At 73.5% G+C, this 2,657-nt stretch carries 1 protein-coding gene; it reads right to left on the bottom strand.

Annotation, left to right across the window (positions count from 1 at the left end; genetic code table 11):
• Positions 1-2,626, bottom strand: a 2,626-nt coding sequence (locus tag B207_RS0105190; protein WP_230204849.1) for an acyltransferase domain-containing protein, incomplete at its 3' end; no start/stop codon positions are given.
• Positions 2,627-2,657: the final 31 nt, after the last annotated feature.

The raw sequence follows: 2,657 nt of genomic DNA, 5'->3' as shown, positions 1-2,657 counted from the left end.
TCAGCAACAACAGATCCGACACCCCATGCGCCGCCACCAGATGCCGGACAAGCACCGCCCCCAACGTCCCCGTCGCACCCGTCACCACCACCGTGTCACCACCGAAACCGATGCTCGCCTCGGCCGCCGACGGCTGATCGGCGGCGACCCGGACGAGGCGGGGGGCCAGGAGTCGGCCGTGCCGGAGCGCTGCCTGCGCCAGTCCGGCCGTGACAGCGCCGGCCAGCAGGTCGCGGCCGGCGTCATCGATGTCGACGAGGTGGATCCGGTCCGGATGTTCCGACTGCGCCGAGCGCACCAGTCCCCAGATCCCGGCGTCCACCAGCCCTGGAACCTCGTCCCCCGGGTTGGCCGCGACGGCGCCGCAGGTGACGACCACCAGCCGGCCGTCCGCCTGGTCCGGGTCCGCCAACCAGGCCTGGATCATCGCCAGCAGCTCCGCCGTACGACGTCTGACGGCCGCGGCCTCGGACTCGGACTCGGACTCGGCGCCTGCGTCCGTGTCTGCGCCTGCCGCCGGCGAGGGCGAGGGCGAGGGCGAGGTGCAGTCGATCACCAGTGTCTTCGCCGGGGACGGAAGGGCTCCGCCGAGGGGCACCGTGGTCCAGTCGTCGTCCGCGTCGGAGGAGTCGGGCAGCGGATGGGCTGCCCATTCGACGGTGTAGAGCAGGCGGGTGCCGGCGGCTGCCGACAGCTGGTCCGCCGAGACCGCGCGGAGCGAGAGACCGGCTATCCGGGCCACCGGGAGACCCAGCGCGTCGGCGATGTCCAGCGATACCGCGTCCGTGCTCTTGCCGCGGGTGACGCGGACGCGCAGGGCCGACCCGAGAACGCCCGACCGACGCACCCCGGAGAAGGCGAACGGCAGTCTGACGGTGCCGTCGTCGGGGAACAGCCCACCGACGCCGATGGCGTGCAGGGCGGCGTCGAGCAGCGCCGGGTGCATTCCGAAGCCGTCCACCGGGAGCTCATCGGCCGGGACCGCGACCTCGGCGAAGACCTCGTCGCCACGGCGCCACGCGCGCCGCAGCCCCTGGAACGCCGGCCCGTACGCCAGACCGGCGTCGGCGAACACGTCGTAGAGCCCGTCGACGGGCAGCTCGTCCGCGCCCTGGGGCGGCCAGGGCATCAGACCGGTTTCCCGCGCGTCTGCGCTCTCCGGGGCCAGGGTCCCGGTCGCGTGCAGGGTCCACGGCTCGTCGTCGGCGTCCTCCGGCTGGGAGTGGACACTGATCGCGCGGTGGCCGCCGTCCTCGGCCGTCGCGACCACCACCTGCAGGCGGACGCCGCCACGCTCGGGCACCTCCAGCGGGGCCCGCAGCACCAGCTCGTCGACGGCGGGCGTCCCGACCCGTTCACCGGCCGCGAGCGCGATCTCCAGCAGCGCGGTGCCCGGCAGGATGGTTCGGCCGAGCACCACGTGATCCGTGAGCCAGGGTGCCCGGTCGACGGCCAGCCGACCGGTGAGCATCGTGCCCTCGCCGTCCGCAAGGACCGTCCAGGCGCCGAGCAGGGGGTGTTCCGCGGCGATCAGGCCCAGACTGGCGGGGTCTCCGCCGCCTCCGGTCCGCGGCCTCGGCCAGAAGCGACCGTGCTGGAACGGGTAGGTCGGCAGGTCGACCAGCCGGGCACCGGTGCCCTGGAAGACGGCGGTCCAGTCGACGTCGGTTCCGCCGACGAAGATCTGCGCCAGGGCGGCGAGCAGGGTGGCGGGCTCGTCCCTGTTCCGCCGTACCGCCGCCACCGCGACCAGCTCACCGCCGCCCGCCGGCGCTGCCTCCTCGGCCCGCACCGCGTCGTCCGCGCCGACCGCGTCGTCCGCGCCGACCGCGCCGACCGGCCGCACCGTCGGCTCTCCCGCCAGGACGGTGTCCTGGACCATCGCGGTGAGAATGCCGTCCGGGCCCAGTTCCAGAAAGCGGTTCACGCCCTGGGCGGTCATCGCGCTGACGGCGTCGGCGAAGCGGACCGGACGGCGGATCTGTGCCACCCAGTAGGCCGGATCCGACCATTCGCCCACGCCGACCGGTGCTCCGGTGACGGTGGACACCGCCGACAGCCGGGTTTCGCTGAAGGTCAGGCCGCGGACGACCGCCTCGAACTCGGCCAGCATCGGTTCCATCAGCGCCGAGTGAAAAGCGTGGCTCACCGGCAGCCGCCGGGCCTTCCAACCGTGTTCCTCGACGATCGCCGCCGCCCGGTCCAGCGCGGCGTACGAGCCGGAAAGCACCACGGACGTCGGCCCGTTCACAGCCGCGATGTCGACGTTGGCGTTGGCGTTGGCGTTGGCGGCGCCCGCCTCCCGCAGCGCGGCCGTGACCTGAGCCTCGCCGGCACCGACCGCCAGCATCCCGCCGCCGGCCGGTAGTCCCTGCATGAGGCGACCCCGCGCGGCGACCAGGGCGGACGCGTCGGCGAGGCTCAGCACACCGGCGGCGTAGGCCGCGGTGATCTCACCGATCGAATGGCCGGCGACGACATCGGGATCGACTCCCCAGTACCGGACCAGCGCCAGCAGCGCAACCTCCACCGCGAAGATCGCCGGCTGCGCGTAACCGGTCCGGTCAAGCAGCACCGCCTCACCGTCGATCACCTCAGACAGCGGACGATCCAGGTGAGCGTCCAACAGGGCACAGACCTCGTCGAAAGCCGCCGCG

Origin of the sequence: Parafrankia elaeagni (assembly GCF_000374165.1) — a bacterium.
GTDB classification, from domain to species: Bacteria; Actinomycetota; Actinomycetes; order Frankiales; family Frankiaceae; genus Parafrankia; species Parafrankia elaeagni.
The sequence above is the reverse complement of the archived record's forward strand: the minus strand, read 5'-3'. Positions and strand labels throughout refer to the sequence as shown.